Here is a 15,659-nt window from a genome sequence, read left to right on the forward strand (position 1 = left end):
CGCTGCAAGAAAGGCGCCGACAAATCGAGCTGCTGATCTCCCCCCAAGTGGGGGAGATGTCCGGCAGGACAGAGGGGGGCGCCGTAGAGTGCGGCGGTAACGAATTGCAAAATCATGCTCACCCCTTCACCGCGATGATGCGCTTCGCGGCATTCAACCCCGGCGCACCTGAAACGCCGCCACCCGGATGCGAGCCGGCGCCGGCGAGGAACAGCCCTTCCACCGGCGTGTCGTAGCCCGACCAGCCGGAGACCGGTCGCGACATCAGCATCTGATCGGCCTGCAATTCGCCGTGGTGCCAATGGCCGCCCGGCATGCGGCAATGGGCTTCGATATCGGCCGGTGTCAAAAGCTCGGCGTGCAGCACGGACTTGCCGATGTCGGGGGCATAAGCCTCGAGCTGCGCCATGATCGCCTTGAGGAATTTCGGCTTGCCGGCGTCCCAGCCTTCTTTCAGCGCGTAAGGCGCGTATTGCACCACCGCCGACAATACGCAGGCGCCGCTTGGCGCGAGCGACGGGTCGGAGAGCGAGGGCAGTGTGATCTCCATCACCGGTTCGGGCGAGAACTCTCGATATTTCGACGCGTTGAAGGCGCGCTCGACATGGTCGGGCGAGGGCGCGATGACCATGCGGCCCTTGTGGTCGGCGGCGTCGACGCCGGAAAACTGCGGCGGCTGGTCGAGCGCCAGATGGAGCTTCGCCGCATCGCCCTTCATGCGGATGTTCTTCACCTTGCGCACGAAACCGGTATCGATCTCGCGCGGCCCAACGAGGTCGAGCATGGTGGTGGCGGGATTGATGGCGGAGACGATGGTTCTGGCGTGCAGCATCTCGCCGCTGTCCAGCGCGACGCCGACGGCGCGGGATTTCTCGACAATGATCCTGGCCACGGGTGCCGCCGTGCGGATGGTGACGCCGGCTTTCTCCGCCGCAGACCTTATGGCGGTGACGACCGCGCCCATGCCGCCTTTCGGCAGCATCTGCGCGCCGGCCGCACCGCCGGTCTCGCCAGCCAGCCGGTAGTAGAGGCCGAGCAGCGAGGTTGGCGAACGCGGGCCGAGATGGCTGCCCAGCGTGGCGTCGAAGGCAAGCAGGCCTTTCAGCCTGATATCGGCAAGCTGCTCGTCGAGCAGGTCGGCGACGTTCATCAGGAGAACGCGCAGGAAATCGCGCATGTCTTCCTTGCCGAGTTTTTTCAACGCCAGAGCGGTCTGGCCAAGCGCCGCCGTCTCCTTGAGCGACATGCTGGCGAGATCGGGCGGGCGGCGGGACAGGAATGGTTTCAATATGCCGGCATAGCGGAGCAACTGCGCGCGCAATTCCTTCCAGGCGGATTGCTCGGACGGAGTGGAACCGGTCAGCACTTCGCCATAGGCGCCATGCAGAACCAGCGGCGGGCCGTCCTTCGACAAGGCAACGGACGGTATGAAGTCGCCGCGCGCGATTTGCAGCCCGTGCCTTTCCAGCTCCAGTGTTTTCACCACATCGGGGTGCAGGCGGTTGAGCACATGGGCGATCGAGGAGACGCGGAAGCCCGGCGCGAAGTCTTCGGTGCGCGCCGCGCCGCCGACATCGACGGCGGCTTCCAGCACTAATACCTTGCGGCCGGCCTTCGCCAGCGTGGCGGCTGCGACAAGGCCGTTATGGCCGCCGCCAATGACGATTGCATCAAATGACGTCATGGGCCGGGCTCATGTGCGAGGTCGATTTGGCGAGGTCGCGAAGGATCTCGGCTGCCGCATTGCGGCCGGGTGCACCCATGACGCCGCCGCCGGGATGGGTCGAGGAGCCGCACATATAGAGCCCGCCGACCGGCGAGCGGTATTGCGCGTAGCCCGGCACCGGACGGTTGAACAGCAGCTGGTCGAAGGTCAGTTCGCCCTGGAAAATGTTGCCTTCGGTGAGGCCGACCTCGGCCTCGATCTCGCGCGGCGTTCGCACCTCCATGTGGACGATGCGGTCGCGGAAACCCGGCGAGTATTCGGCGATCTGCGCAATCACGCTTTCAGCGAAACCGTCGCGGTCGGAATCGGTCCAGTCACGGCCGTTCACCTTGGGCGGCGCATATTGCACGAAGCAACTCATGAAGTGCTTGCCGGGCGGCGCCATCGTCGGGTCGAGCGTCGTCGGGATGACCATGTCGAGGAACGGGTCGGCCGACCAGCGCCCGGCCTTCCAGTCGTCATAGGCGCGCTCCATGCGCTCCATCGAATCGGTGAAATGCATGTCGCCGCGATAGACCGGCGAATCCTTCGGCAGCGCCGGGAATTCGGGCAGCGAATCCAGCGCAATGTTGACCTTGCCGGACGAGCCGCGGATCTTGAAATTCCTGACCCGGCGCAGGAAGATGTCGGGCAGTTCCTTTTCCTCGACCAGTTTCAGGAAGGTGCGTTTGACGTCGGCGTTGGAGACGACGAGCTTGCCGTAAATCTCCTCGCCGCCAGCCAGCACCACGCCCTTCGCCTTGCCCCTGCCGACCAGCACATGGTCAACCTCGGCGCCGGTGCGGATGGTGCCGCCGCTCGCCTTGAAGGAGGCGGCGAGCGCCTTGGTGACGGCGCCCATGCCGCCGCGTGCATAGCCCCAGGCGCCGACCGAGCCGTCGACCTCGCCCATATAGTGGTGCAGCAGCACATAGGCCGTGCCGGGCGACATCGGCCCGAGCGCGGTGCCGATGATGCCGGACAGAGCGAAGTTCGCCTTGATGACGTCGGTCTCGAAATACTCGTCGAGGAATTCCGAGATCGACATGGTCCAGAAGCGCAGCGTCAGCGCCATTTCCTCGGCCGAAAGGCCGGCAAATTTCTTGCCGAGATAAAGCAGTTCGCCGAGGTCGCGTGGCCGATAACTGGTCGGGTCGGGGGCGGTGCGCATCAACAGCGGCTGGATAAAGCGGCACTGCCGCGTCACGTCGCGCGAATAGCGATCGTAGGCTTCGGCGTCGCGTTTGGAGAAGCGGGCGAATTCGCGCCGGTGGGCGTCATGGTCGCGGTGGTTGGCGAGGTAGTCGCCGTCGCGGGTGAACACGGCGCCGCCTTCGTAGGAGATGACCTGCAGGCCAAAGCGCGGCAGTTCGAGGTCGCGCATGATCTCTGGACGGAACAACGAGCAGACATAGGAGCAGTTGGAGTAGAGGAAACCCGGCGTCAGCTCGCGGCTGGTGGCGGCGCCGCCGACCCAGTCGTTCTTTTCCACCACCAGCACGTCGAGCCCGGCGCGCTGCAGGTAGCAGGCGTTGACCAGGCCATTGTGTCCGCCGCCGATGATGATCGCATCCCAAGCTTTCATTCTGCCTCAGTCTTCTCTCTTTTTCGCAATTCCGGACGGAAAACCGCCCACACTTTTCCTGGAATTGCGTAGGCGATCCGCTGTTCATTTTTGCGTGGTCTGTTCCCGAATGCGCGGAATTTGGCACGGCAGCCGCCATTTTGTCCAGCCATATTGAATGAATGTTCAACAAATGGTGTTGCGTTTTCTCTGATATGCGCTACGTTTTGCCGGCAATCGAACGTGTTGAATTCGGCTGACGGGACCGAGGTACGATGATCGAAGCGGCAGATGCCGAGCCGGAATATGACGACACCGCCATCCGCTTCCTCGAGGCGCTGTGGGGCGAGGGTTATCTGTCGCCGGGCGGACCTGATGAGGTCGACCGAGTCGTCGAGGGGCTGTCGCTGAGCGGCAAGACCATCCTCGATATTGGCTGCGGCTCAGGCGGCATCGCGCTGCATCTGATCGAGCGCCACGGTGCCGCCCGTGCCACCGGCTTCGACATCGAGCGCCCGGTGATCGAGGCGGCGATGCAGCGCGCCGCCGCGCGCGAGCTTTCAGACCGCGCAAGCTTCATTCAGGCGCCGCCGCCGCCGCTGCCTTTTGCCGATGCTTCGTTCGATGTCGTCTTCTCCAAGGATGCGCTTTTGCATGTGCCCGACAAGGACGCGCTGTTTGCCGAGATTTTTCGCGTCCTGAAACAGGGCGGCGTCTTTGCCGCCTCCGACTGGTTGATCGGCCATGACGGCGAACCGTCACCTGACATGAAGGCCTATGTCGCGGCTGAGGGCCTGTCCTTCGCCATGGCGTCGCCGGCGCGCTATGCGCAGGCGATGCAGCGCGCCGGCTTTGCCGATGTGGTCGTTAAGGACCGCAATCCCTGGTATCGCGAGGTCGCGCGCGGCGAGCTGGAAAGGCTGAAAGGCCCGCTCTACGGGACCGTGGCGGCCGCGGTTGGGGCCGCCTATGTCGACAAGAACATACGAACCTGGGAAGCCATGCAGAAGGTGCTTGACAGTGGTGAGCACCGTCCCACTCATCTTCGCGGGTGGAAGCCGGCTATGGTGGGATAGCCGGCAATGTGGAGCATGACGGCACCGATGAAAGCTGCAGCGCGCGAAGAGCGATCCTCCGACACGTCTGGAAAAACCGAACCGGAAAAACGCGGCCGCAAGGCGTCGAAGGAGGTCAGGCAGCAGCAACTAATCGAGGCGACCATCGATTCGCTGGCCAAGCGCGGCTATGCGGAGACAACAATGGCCGATGTCGCCGATGGCGCCGGCTTGTCGCGCGGCATCGTCAATTTTCATTTCGAGAGCAAGGAGAAGCTGCTGATCGCCACGCTGCAGTATATGTATGACGAGTATTCGGCACATTGGCGTGCGGCCCTGCAGAAAGCCGGCGATGATCCGGCCCGCCAGTTGCAGGTGCTGGTTTGGGCCGACTTCGACCGCTCGATCTGCAACAAGCGCAAGCTCGCCGCCTGGCTCGCCTTCTGGGGCGAGGCCAAGTCGCGGCCGGTCTATCAGGCGCTGAGCAGTTCTCGCGACGCGTATTACCAGCAGGTCTTCATCGATCTCTGTGCGACGCTCAAAGAGAGCGGCGGCTACGGCTATGAGCCGCAGGTGATGGCGCTGGCGCTGTCGGCCATGCTGGAAGGGCTATGGCTGCGGCTGATGATGGGAACCGAAGACACCACGCGCGAGACTGCGCTGCAAGCCGCGAACGCGTTCCTCGCGGCGGCCTTCCCCAAGCACTACGGATAACCAGAAGCCGGTCAGTCGAGCCGGCGACGCAACGACAAGAGAGGATGGAACAGCAATGAAAAGACTAACCAGTCTGACGCTGACATTGGCGCTGACGGCAACGCTTGCGGCTTCCGCCGCGGCGCTCGCGGTTGCCGCCGATAAGGATCTGATCGTGTTCGACTGGTCCGGCTATGAGGATCCGAGCTTCCACCCGAAATATGTCGAGAAGAACGGCGACTCGCCCACCTTCGCCTTCTTCGGCGACGAGGACGAAGCCTTCGAGAAGGTGCGCTCCGGCTTCAAGGCCGATCTCGGCCATCCCTGTTCGCAGAGCGTGACGAAGTGGCGTGAGGCAGGCCTGTTGCAGCCGCTCGACACGTCGAAGATCACGGGCTGGAAAGACCTCAATCCCGGCATCATGGCGATGAAGGATTTGGCCACCACCTCGGATGGCAAGGCCTGGTTCATGCCCTGGGACTGGGGCAACACCCAGCTCACCTACAACTCCGACAAGATCGACGCCAAGGATGTGCAGTCGCTAAAGGCCTTCGCCGATCCCAAGTTCAAGGGCCGGGTCTCGATCGGCGACAATGTCGACGACGCCTATGCGCTGGCCAGCCTTGCCATCGGACTTAAGGACTGGACCAAAATGACGGATGACCAGTTCAAGCAGGCATCCGACTTCCTGCGCCAGGTGCACAAGAATGTCCGCTCCTACTGGACCGATACAACCGATGTCGTGCAGTTGCTCTCCGGCGGCGAGGTCGATCTTGCCTGGGCGTGGAACGACGCGACGGTGCAGTCGGTCGCTGCCGGTGTGCCGATCAAGGCCAAGAAAGACACTGACGAAGGCATCTCGACCTGGGTGTGCGGTTACGTCCTGTTCAAGGACGCGCCCGGCAACGTCGATAAGGCCTATGACTATCTGAACGCCATAAACGATCCGGAAACCGCCAAGGTGCTGGTCAAGGACTGGGGCTATGGCCAGGCCAATGCCAAGGGCATGGCCGGTGTCGACCAGGCGATCCTGAAGGAAAAGGGCTATGACGACGTGCAGAAATTCGTCGACAAGACCCTGTTCCAATCGCCGGTCCCGTCTGCGCTCAAGCTCAAGATGATCGCCGAGTTCGAGAAGATCAAAGCGGGCTACTAAAGCCCTGTCCGGCCTTATCCGTCTGCCCGCGATTGAAGCGAGCGGACGGTCTCGCCAAGGTCGCTGAAATTCCGTAACGTCGCCCGGCCGCTTTTAGCGATGAGGAGTTTCGCACCATGAATTCCATGCTTCGCCGCGTTGCCCTTGCCGCTGCCATAACAGTGGGCGCCGGCGCCGTGCTGGCCTATGCCGAGGGCGGTGGCGACCTCGTCGTGTTCGACTGGTCGGGCTATGAGGATCCGCTGCTGCATCCCGACTACACCTCCAAATACGGCGCCGAGCCGACCTTTGCCTTCTTCGGCGACGAGGAAGAAGCCTTCCAGAAGATGCGGGCCGGCTTCAAGGCCGACATAGCGCATCCCTGTTCGCAGAGCGTGGTCAAGTGGCGTGAGGCCGGCATTCTGCAACCGCTCGACACCAGCCGCATTGCCGGCTGGAAAGATCTCAATCCCGGCATCATGGCGATGAAGAACCTCGCCACCACCGCCGACGGCAAGGCGTGGTTCATGCCGTTCGACTGGGGCAACACATCGCTGCTCTACCGAACCGACAAGGTGACGGCTGAGGAGGCGCAATCACTGAGGATTTTTGCCGATCCCAAATTCAAGGGCCGCGTCACCATCGGCGACAATGTCGACGATGCCTATGCGCTGGCAAGCCTGGTCGTCAGCCTCAAGGACTGGACCAAGATGACCGACGCGCAGTTCCAGGAGGCGTCAGCCTTCCTGCGCGACGTGCACAAGAATGTCCGCTTCTACTGGACCGACGATACCGACCTCAACCAGGCCTTTACCGGTAATGAGGTCGACCTCGTCTGGGGCTGGAACGAGACCTTCGTGACGCTCAAGGGCCAAGGCATGCCGATCGCCATGAACCGCGACACCAAGGAAGGCATATCGACCTGGGTGTGCGGCTATGTGCTGATGAAGGACGCGCCGGGCAAGCTCGACCAGGCCTATGATTTCCTGAGCGCGGTCAACGCGCATGCCGTGTCCGACTATCTGGTCAAGACCTTCGGCTACGGCCACGGCAACAGCGCCGGCATGGCGGCGATCGACCATCAGGTGCTGACCGACCGCGGCTTCGACAATCTCGACAAGTTCCTCGACAAGACGCTGTTCCAACAGCCGGTGCCGCCAGAGCTCAAGCAGCGCATGGTTACCGAATTCGAGAAGATCAAGGCCGGCTATTGAGCGACAAGACCGAAAGAACCGACGTCGTCATCGTCGGCGCCGGTTTCACCGGGCTGTCGGCCGCGCTTGAACTGAAGCAAGCCGGCATCGATGTCGTGCTGCTCGAGGCGCGCGACCGTGTCGGCGGCAGGGTCGAAGCGGTTCGCAACGGGCTTGGCGAACGGATCGACAGCGGCGGCCAGTTTTTCTGCGAAGACATGCCGGAGGTGACGGCGCTGGCGGCGGCCCGCGGCAAGGCCTTCGTCGAGACCTATGTGGATGGCGATTTCATCACCCATCCGTCGCTGTCGGTCGAACAGGCCGAGCGGACCTATTACGGCGCGATGGCGATCCGCGAGCGCATGAATGCGATCGAGCCGGACGATCCTTCGATCGCCGGCATGAGTGTTGCCGTCTGGCTCGAACGCCAGCCTGATCCCACCGATGCCAAGACGGCTTTCCGGTCGATGATCGAAGGCCTGTGGTGCCTGGCGATGGACAGGGTGCCGCTGTGGCACCTGATCGACAATGACCGCCGCATCACCAACGAGGTGCCGGAATTGCAATATTCTCTGCGCGATACCATGCAGTCGCTGGCCGAGGATTTGGCCGGCGATCTCGGCGACCGGGTGCGGCTCAACGAACCCGTTACGCGCGTCGAGCACGGGCTGCATGGCGTTCGTGTCGTCTCGGCCGGTAGCGTCATAGAGGCGCGAAAAGTGCTGGTCGCGCTTCCGCCGGCAACGGCCGCGAAGCTCGATTTCGCGCCGGCCTTGCCGTCGGTCCTCGAGAAGGCGCTTGGCGTCTGGGAAAGCGGTGCGGTGATCAAGATCCTGGTGCGCTATGCCAAGCCGTTTTGGCGCGATCGTGACTTGTGCGGCATGGTGATGTGGCGCGATTTGCCGGGCCTGTTCGCCTGTGACGCCAGCAAGGATATCGACCACGCCGCCCTGGTCGTCTTCGTCGGCGGACCGCTGGCACTGCGCTGGTGCCCACTGGACGATGCTGCGCTGCGCGCGGAAGTAACGGCAAGGCTGGTGAGCGCCCTTGGTCCGGACGCGGCCGACATTATCGATTTCAGCCAGCGCGACTGGATCCAAGACCGCTGGAGCGGCGGCGCCTACAGCGACCTCATTGTCGATGTGACGGCACGGGATGCCGAACACACGATCCGCGCCGGCGCGGCTCCTGTCCATTTCGCATCGTCGGAACTGTCGCCGTCCTTTCCGGGCTATGTCGAAGGTGCGATCGTGATGGGGCGGATTGCCGCCAAAGAGATTGCGGCCGCGCTTCAGTCGGCCATAGCCACCAAAGCCTCGGGGTCGTAGGCGAGGCGGATCGAAGTTCCGACAGGAATATCGTCGGCGCCGAAATCATTGGTCTCGGTCACCGACAGCGGCTTTTCCAGGCCCGGTATCTCGACGATCAGATGGGTGATCTCGCCGAAATAGTGGCGCTCGACCACCTTGCCGGCGACCTCGAATTTGGCCGTCGCATTGTCCCACAGCACACGCAGGCGCTCCGGTCGGATGCCTAGCGTGGCGGCGCCGCCATTGCGCACGAAGGCCTTCGGCTTGTCGGTCCTGACACGGCCGAAGCCCAGTGTGTCGACGACCAGCGAGGCGGCATTCTCCTCGACGATCTGAGCCTTGACGAAATTCATGCCGCCGAGGAAGTCGGCGACCTGGCGGTTGACCGGCCGCTGGTAGATTTCCTTGGGCGAGGCGACCTGGGCGATCTTGCCGCCGAACATCACCGCGATGCGGTCGGACATTGCCAGCGCCTCGTACTGATCGTGGGTGACCAGCACGAAGGTGATGCCGACCGCCTGCTGCAGGCGGCGCAGCTCGACCTGCATCTGCTCGCGCAGCTTCTTGTCCAGCGCCGACAGCGGCTCGTCGAGCAGCAGCACCTTGGGCCGCATCACCAGCGCGCGGGCGAGCGCCACGCGCTGACGCTGGCCGCCGGAAAGCTCGGTGGCGAGGCGCTTGCCGAGTCCAGTCAGCGACACCTGCGCCAGCGCCTCCTCGACGCGGCGCTTTTCTTCCGTTCCGCCCAGCTTCAGCCGTTTCAGCCCATAGGCGACATTCTGCTCGACATTGAGATGCGGGAAGATGGCGTAACTCTGGAACACCATGTTGGTCGGCCGGCGGTTGGCCGGGATGCCTTCCATCGACTGGCCGCCGACCGAGATCGAACCGCTGGTCGGGTTGTCGAAACCGGCAATCATGCGCAGCAGCGTTGTCTTGCCGCAGCCGGAGGGGCCGAGCAGCGAAAAGAACTCGCCTTCCCTGATGGTCAGCGTGGCATCGTCAAGCGCCTTGATGGCGCCGTAGCTGCGGGTGACGCTGCGGATCTCGATCATAGCACGCTCGGTTTGGGGTCGATCAGATTGGGGCCGTTGGGTCTGGGTTGGGTCAGGCATAGAGGCCTCCCTCGTTCTGGGTGCGCCTGGCCGCACGGCGGCGCAGGACTTCGGCAACGGTCATCAAGACAAAGGATGCGAGCAGCAGCAGCGTGCCCAGCGCCAGCACGCCCGGCAGCTTGGCGGCGAAGCGCAGCTGGCCCCAGATGTAGATCGGCAGCGTCGTCTCGGTTCCGGTCAGGAAGAAGGCAATGACGAACTCGTCGAGCGAGATGGTGAAGCAGACGAGCAGGCTGGAAATGATCGCCGGCACCACCATCGGCAGCGTCACCCGACGGAAGGTGCCGAAGGCGCTTTCGCCGAGATCGGCGGAGGCCTCTTCAAGGCTGCGGTCGAAGCCCTCGAAGCCTGCGGTCAGCACCGTCATCGAATAGGGAATGCAGACCAGGACATGGCCGAGCACGACGGTGAACAGCGACAGGCTGAGGCCCAGTTGCAGCATGACTAGCAGCATGGAGATGGCGAGGATGATTTCCGGCAGCACCAGCGGCGCCATGATCAGGCCGTTGATGGTGCGGCGGCCGGGATAGCGGTAGCGGGTGATGGAACGGGCGGCGAGGATACCGAGCAGCGTCGCCAGCACCGATGCCGAGACGCCGACGATCAGGCTGTTCCAGGCGGCATCAACCAGTGCCGGCGTCTTGGGCAGGTCTTCGTACCATTTCAGCGTATAGCCGGTGAGGGGAAACTTCGGCGTCGGCGCGGTGTTGATCGAGAAGATCGGCAGGAAGATCACGGGCAGATAGAGAAAGACGATGTAGAGGAAGGCGTAGGCGGTCAGCCAGCCGCCGGCAAAGAGGCGCCGCATCGCCGTCATCGCGCCAGCCTCTGAATGGCGCGGATGATGAGCACCGTGGCGCCCGCCATCAGCGACACGACCAGCATGGTGGTGACCGAAAGTGCCGCGCCGAGCGGCCAGCTGGCGGCCTTGCCGAACTGCGCCTGGATGGCATTGGCGATCATCACGCCGTCCTTGCCGCCGACCAGCTTCGGGGTGACGTAATCGCCTACCGTCGGGATCATGACGATGAGTGCCGCCGAAATGACGCCCGGCGCCGACAGCGGCAGCGTCACCCGCAGGAAGGAGCGCAGCGGGCCATCGCCGAGATCGGTGGCCGCCTCGACCAGCGTGCGGTCGACCTTCTCCAGCGAGACGAAGATCGGCAGGATGGCGAAGGCCGCCCAGGCATGGGTCAGCGTGATGATGACGGCGCTGGAATTGTAGAGCAGTGCTGTCGACGGCTCGTCGATGATGCCGAGGCCCATCAGGCCGGAATTCAGCACGCCGTTATAGCCGAGGATCACCTTCCACGACATCACGCGCAGCAGATAGCTGGTCCAGAACGGGATGGTGATCAGGAACAGCCACAGGCTCTTGTGGCGGCCGCCGTGGAACGAGATGAAGTAGGCGATGGGATAGGCGAGGATGACGGTGAAGAAGCTTACCGTCAGCGAGATGTAGAGCGAGCGCCAGAGGAGATCGCGGTAGATCGGCTCGGTCAGCGCGATACGGTAGTTTTCCAGTGTAAAAGTGTGGTCGATGTCGAGGTAGTGCTGCGTCCAGAACGAATGGGCGAGCACCACCAGGATCGGCAGCACAAGCAGGATCAAAGCGTAGACGAAGGTCGGGCTGATCAGGGCAAAACCCTGGACGGATTCGGACTGCAGAAGGGCGTTTCGCCTGGCCCGCGTCATGCCGAATACGGGCGACCCTTCGGCAGCAGCTGTCACTGCAGCGCTCCGGGCGTGATCTCGGTTGCTGGCTCGTGTCCCGCCATGATGCTCCCATTGACCGGGCCGGCTGCCTGTTCCCAATTTTTGCGGAGCGCGATCGAACCAAAGCCTATGACTGCTTTTGCTGGCCGCGCTTCAAGCTTGCCGGCTTTCTTTCATCATGAGCGCATCCGTGGATTGAAATCAAGCGCTATTTCTGTAATATTGATTGAACGGACATTCAAAATGAAGTGAAGAAAGCCCGCTTTTCAAGGCATGGCGCTTCGTTTCGTGTCCGGCGAAAATTACGCCCCAGACCTGCGAGGCAATGATGGCGGCTGCAAGAGACCTAAGAGTGGAAATGGCTGGCGACGGCGACGCGGTCGAGCTCGCCAAGCGCCATCTTGTCCAGCCCTGGCCTTATGCCGGCTCGGTCGGCAATGAAGCACGCGCGCTGATCGGCGAAGGCGACGGCATCTACATCACCGATGTGACAGGCAAGCGGCTGATCGACGGACCTGCCGGCATGTGGTGCATCAATATCGGCCATCGCCGCGAGGAACTGGCCCGGGTGATGTACGACCAGGCGATGATGCTGTCCTACAACACGCCCTGGTACACGATGAATGCGCCCTCGGCCGAACTCGCCAAACGCATTGCCGATCATGCGCCGGGCGATCTCAGCCATACCTTCTTCACCACCGGCGGTTCGTCGGCTGTCGAGACGGCGCTGCGTTTCATGCAGTTCTACAACAATGTGCGCGGACGGCCGGAAAAGAAGCTGATCCTCAGCCGCGGCGGCGCCTATCACGGCTCGACCTATCTGTCGGCCTCGCTCAATGGCCGGCCGCGCGACCGCGACTGGATGGACGGCGCCGACGAACTGGTCGTCAAACTGTCGTCGCCCGATCCGTTCCGGCGCCCGAAAGGCATGAGCCTTGCTGCCTTCACCGATTTCCTGGTCGATCAGTTCCGCGATACAGTCGCCCGTGTCGGCGCCGAGAAGATCGGGGCTTTCGTCGGCGAGCCGGTGCAGGCATCGGGCGGTGTCATCGTGCCGCCGGATGGCTATCTCAAGCGCATCCGCGAGATCTGCCGCGACAACGATATCCTCCATATCTCCGACGAGGTGGTGACCGCCTTCGGCCGGCTCGGCCATGTCTTTGCCTCCGGCGAGGTGTTCGGCATCGATCCTGATATGATCACTTTTGCCAAGGGCGTGACCTCGGGCTATTTCCCGCTTGGCGGGGTCATCATCTCGGCGCGGCTGCTGCAGGAATTGCGTCGTTCGAACCATCCGGACGCGATGTTCGGCCATGGCCTGACCTACACCAGCCATCCCGTCGGCTGCGCCGTGGCGCTGAAGAACCTCGATATCCTGGAGGAAGATGTGCTCGCCCACACGCGCGAGGTCGCGCCCTATTTTCAGGCGCAACTGAAGACGCTGGAGGAATTGCCGCTGGTCGGCGAAGTGCGCGGCATGGGGCTGATGGGTTGCGTCGAATGCGTCGCCGACCGCGAAAGCAAGGACCCGCTGCAGCTCGACAAGGATGTCGGCAAGCGCATCGACGCGCATTGCCACGAGCTCGGCCTGCTGGTGCGGCCGCTGATCAATATGTGCGTGATGTCGCCGCCGCTGATCATTTCGCGCGAGCAGATCGACGACATGGTGGCGATCCTGCGCGAAGGCATTTCGCGGACGATGGATGATCTGAGGAAAGAAGGGGTTTGGCAGGGGTGATAGCGTTCCTCGCCCCGTTCTACGGGGAGAGGATGCCGGCAGGCAGGTGAGGGGCGGCGCCAGCTTGCGAGATTTTGGCGCAGGCGCTTGCCGGGGTTAGGGTTCAGCAACCAATAGCGAGATGATGGCGCTGCCCCTCATCCGCCCTTCGGGCACCTTCTCCCCGTGAAACGGGGAGAAGGGAAAAAGCCCTACACCTGCGACCGCATGGCCTCGTTGAGGTTCCACATGTCCTTTTCCTCAGGTGCCGTCTCCAGGCCCAGAACCGGAATCTGCTTGCGCAGATGGTCGTGGTGGGTGCGCACGCCATATTCGAGGTCGGAGAGGTAAAAGCCTTCAAAGGCTTCCGACAGCATCGATTCGTTCGACCACACCGAGAGCTGCACGTCCTCGTTCATGGTGTCGCGATCGATGCGGTAGGCGAGGTAGCGTGCCGCCGCCTGCTCCCTGGTTTCGTCGGGGTAGCGGTAGATGGCGCCGCGCAGCAGCGTCTCGCCGGTCGTCAGCGGGAACTCCTGATAGAACTGCACCGATTCCGGCATGATCGACAGCGCGTTGTTGGGGAACATGCCGTAGTAGATCCAGGCCTTGCGCAGGTGCTCCGGCAGGTGCTCCGCCGCTGGCGCGTGCTTGATGTATTCCCGCACGCTCCAGCGCCGTCCGGCATGCGGGTTGTAGGTGGCGAAGGAACGCGACACGCCGTTGATGAACGGCTCGTCGAAATAGGTCGCGCCGTAGAGGTCTTGCAGCGCCGGATGCGCCATGGCGACGTGATAGCCTTCATTGTCGACGTCGCGCACCGACTTCCAGTTGACCGGGGACTTCTGGGTCCAGATGCCCCAGGACGGCACCATGTCGGCGACGCCATAGTGAGCCATCTCGGCTTCGATAGGCTTCAGCAGCTCGGCCACCGAAAGCTGCGGGCCGCCCTTGCGGAAACGGATGAAGATAAAGCCCATCCAGATTTCGAGGTCGAGCGGCATCAGGCCGAATTCGGTCTTGTCGAGATCGGGGAAGGAGCGCGGGCGGGCAGCGCCGCGCAACGTGCCGTCGAGATTGTAGACCCAGCCATGGAACGGACAGACCAGGGCGTTCTTGCAGGTGCCCTGGCTGTCGGCGACGACGCGGCTGCCGCGATGCCGGCACATATTGTTGAAGGCGCGCACGACGCCATCCTTGCCGCGCACGATCAGCGCCCGCTCGCCGACCACGTCCATGGTCAGATAGTCGCCGGCATTCGGCACGTCGGAGACGTGTCCGGCGATCTGCCAATGGTTGCGGAAGACGTATTCCTTCTCGAGTTCGAGAAGTGCGTCGGAGTGATAAGCCCAGCCCGGCAGGCCCCGCCGGTCCCAATCATTGGGGATCGCCACGTCACGGAGGTGCGGGTTCATCGGAAGCTCTTCTTTTGTTGAATACTCATTCAATAAAATCATATTTTGCATTGAAATGCAATGGTTTGTGTAAATCAGGACGTTTCACAATGGTGTAGTCAAGCCAGCTCGGAGCCGGCTCAATCGAAGAAAATCCCGGAAAATCCGGGCGTTAGCCCAGGTAATGAAATGGCCGTCGCGCATACGGATTTGGACGCCCCGGACCGAAAAAAGCGGCCCTGTCCGGAGATGAAAAAATGCCTGCCGCCGCAAATTCAATCCGCAGTGTGAGCTTGTTCATAGTTCGACTGGCCAGCAGTAGGCTTTGCTGCGTTCACGGCCCGCCTGTCGTCAACGTTTTGATTGCGCGCATGAAACAGCACCGCAAACGAACCCTGCCCTCGGCACATGACCGGATTTGCCCGGACATGCCCGAATTTCTTGTTTCAAACCTGTTACGCGGGCAAGCCAAGCGCATCGTTCGCCCGTTACCAGGCGCGTTTAAGTACGTTTCATAAGAAATCGAAGGGGAGCAACATGTATACGAAAGCCGAGATCGCCAGCAATGAACGGCGCGCCAAACTGGCACTGCGCCAGCGCGCCAGCGACCATCCGGTCGTGATGTTCTCGATGCTGGGTGCCTGCGCGCTTGCCGTCCTGTTCCTGACGCCGGCTTCCGGTCCGGCCTTCGCATCGCTCAACCCGCCGGCCAATGTCGTCGATGGCGCGCCGACCACCATCAAGACCGCCCGGCTGCCGGTGCCGGAAATCGATTTTGCCTGCAAGGGCCAGGCCTGGGGCGCCGAGAGCGCGGAGTGCCTGCGCGTCATCGCAGCCCAGTCCGGCGTGCACAAGGCGCGTGCCATCCGCATGATCGCCAACGCCGCGCCGCTGACCACGACACCCAACGTTTTCTGAACCTCCCGAGCGCTTCCTCCCGCGCTCTTTCTTGGCTCCCGACGGTCCTGCCGGTCGGGAGCCTCTTTTTTTGGGGGCAGTCGATATTCAGGTGAGGCCAGGCTGCGAATGGCTGATACCTGCGCTTCCGGTGCTCACGTACTT

13 protein-coding genes are annotated in these 15,659 nt (G+C 62.8%); 7 read left to right on the forward strand and 6 right to left on the reverse strand.

From position 1 onward, the window contains the following. Window positions 1-118: 118 nt before the first annotated feature. Together AC1D1L_RS27590 and AC1D1L_RS27595 are read right to left on the reverse strand one after the other, a co-directional pair. On the reverse strand, window positions 119-1,684 hold the full coding sequence (locus AC1D1L_RS27590) for a phytoene desaturase family protein (protein ID WP_477344415.1): 1,566 nt from the start codon (window positions 1,682-1,684) through the stop codon (window positions 119-121). Continuing rightward, entirely contained in the window at window positions 1,671-3,290 is a 1,620-nt protein-coding gene (locus tag AC1D1L_RS27595) for a phytoene desaturase family protein (RefSeq protein ID WP_477344416.1), read from the reverse strand. The genes AC1D1L_RS27590 and AC1D1L_RS27595 overlap by 14 nt, the downstream gene beginning before the upstream one ends. A gap of 254 nt (window positions 3,291-3,544) precedes the next feature. Between AC1D1L_RS27595 and AC1D1L_RS27600 the strand changes: the two genes are divergently transcribed. The 5 genes from AC1D1L_RS27600 to AC1D1L_RS27620 all read left to right on the forward strand — a co-directional run bounded on the left by AC1D1L_RS27600 (window position 3,545) and on the right by AC1D1L_RS27620 (window position 8,673). Further along, entirely contained in the window at window positions 3,545-4,345 is an 801-nt protein-coding gene (locus AC1D1L_RS27600; RefSeq protein ID WP_477344417.1) for a class I SAM-dependent methyltransferase, read from the forward strand. A 27-nt stretch (window positions 4,346-4,372) separates the two neighbouring features. Continuing rightward, window positions 4,373-5,038, forward strand: a complete 666-nt coding sequence (betI, locus tag AC1D1L_RS27605; protein ID WP_112559488.1) for a transcriptional regulator BetI — start codon at window positions 4,373-4,375, stop codon at window positions 5,036-5,038. 55 nt (window positions 5,039-5,093) lie between these two features. Next, complete coding sequence (locus tag AC1D1L_RS27610; protein WP_477344418.1) at window positions 5,094-6,173, forward strand: ABC transporter substrate-binding protein; 1,080 nt, start codon at window positions 5,094-5,096, stop codon at window positions 6,171-6,173. A gap of 116 nt (window positions 6,174-6,289) precedes the next feature. Next, complete coding sequence (locus tag AC1D1L_RS27615; protein WP_477344420.1) at window positions 6,290-7,366, forward strand: extracellular solute-binding protein; 1,077 nt, start codon at window positions 6,290-6,292, stop codon at window positions 7,364-7,366. Then, window positions 7,363-8,673, forward strand: a complete 1,311-nt coding sequence (locus tag AC1D1L_RS27620; RefSeq protein ID WP_477344422.1) for a flavin monoamine oxidase family protein — start codon at window positions 7,363-7,365, stop codon at window positions 8,671-8,673. Before AC1D1L_RS27615 ends, AC1D1L_RS27620 begins: the two co-directional genes overlap by 4 nt. On the opposite strand, the gene AC1D1L_RS27625 is transcribed toward AC1D1L_RS27620, so the two are convergent. Genes AC1D1L_RS27625 through AC1D1L_RS27635 form a run of 3 tightly spaced genes read right to left on the reverse strand, consistent with a single transcriptional unit; the run spans window position 8,637 to window position 11,501 of the window. Then, window positions 8,637-9,710 carry an ABC transporter ATP-binding protein gene (locus AC1D1L_RS27625; RefSeq protein ID WP_477344423.1) on the reverse strand — a complete coding sequence of 358 codons (1,074 nt, stop codon included), beginning with the start codon at window positions 9,708-9,710 and terminating at the stop codon, window positions 8,637-8,639. The genes AC1D1L_RS27620 and AC1D1L_RS27625 overlap by 37 nt on opposite strands. 52 nt (window positions 9,711-9,762) lie before the next feature. Further along, window positions 9,763-10,587 (reverse strand): ABC transporter permease, encoded by an 825-nt coding sequence (locus AC1D1L_RS27630; RefSeq protein WP_477344424.1) that lies wholly within the window; start codon window positions 10,585-10,587, stop codon window positions 9,763-9,765. Beyond that, window positions 10,584-11,501: an ABC transporter permease gene (locus AC1D1L_RS27635; RefSeq protein ID WP_477344425.1), complete on the reverse strand. Its 918-nt coding sequence runs from the start codon at window positions 11,499-11,501 to the stop codon at window positions 10,584-10,586. Before AC1D1L_RS27635 ends, AC1D1L_RS27630 begins: the two co-directional genes overlap by 4 nt. 313 nt (window positions 11,502-11,814) lie before the next feature. Here AC1D1L_RS27635 and AC1D1L_RS27640 point away from each other — a divergent pair, with 313 nt between their 5' ends. Then, on the forward strand, window positions 11,815-13,224 hold the full coding sequence (locus AC1D1L_RS27640) for an aminotransferase (protein WP_477344426.1): 1,410 nt from the start codon (window positions 11,815-11,817) through the stop codon (window positions 13,222-13,224). A gap of 191 nt (window positions 13,225-13,415) precedes the next feature. On the opposite strand, the gene AC1D1L_RS27645 is transcribed toward AC1D1L_RS27640, so the two are convergent. Continuing rightward, window positions 13,416-14,618, reverse strand: a complete 1,203-nt coding sequence (locus tag AC1D1L_RS27645) for an aromatic ring-hydroxylating oxygenase subunit alpha (RefSeq protein ID WP_477344427.1) — start codon at window positions 14,616-14,618, stop codon at window positions 13,416-13,418. Between the two features lie 516 nt (window positions 14,619-15,134). Here AC1D1L_RS27645 and AC1D1L_RS27650 point away from each other — a divergent pair. Continuing rightward, a complete protein-coding gene (locus tag AC1D1L_RS27650) occupies window positions 15,135-15,515 on the forward strand; it encodes a hypothetical protein (protein WP_192259380.1) in 381 nt (126 codons plus the stop codon). The last annotated feature ends 144 nt before the right edge of the window (window positions 15,516-15,659 follow it).

Source organism: Mesorhizobium sp. P2_D6, assembly GCF_056404315.1.